1 protein-coding gene is annotated in these 293 nt (G+C 59.7%); it reads right to left on the minus strand.

Features of this window, described 5'->3' with window-relative positions; translation table 11 throughout:
* On the minus strand, positions 1-293 hold a 293-nt coding region (locus EN859_RS37115), incomplete at both ends, for a DUF72 domain-containing protein (RefSeq protein ID WP_135913742.1).

Here is a 293-nt window from a genome sequence, read left to right on the forward strand (position 1 = left end):
AGCCGCGCATACACGAAGTCGCCGGTGATGTCGGCAATGGCCGGATATTTGGCATGGTCGGCATAGACGATCGCGGCATTGTACTTGCGCGCCAATGCGGGGAATTCCGGCACCACGAAGCTGTCATGCCTGACTTCGACTGCGTGGCGAAGCGCGACACCATCCTGCTTTTCCGGCAGCAATTTCAGGAAAGCCTCGAAATCATCCGCATCGAATTTCTTCGTCGGCGCGAACTGCCACAGGATCGGCCCGAACTTTTCGCCGAGCGCGGAACCGCCCGAACCGAGGCAACG

The sequence above is a fragment of the Mesorhizobium sp. M00.F.Ca.ET.216.01.1.1 genome (genome assembly GCF_004010325.2).
GTDB lineage: Bacteria > Pseudomonadota > Alphaproteobacteria > Rhizobiales > Rhizobiaceae > Mesorhizobium.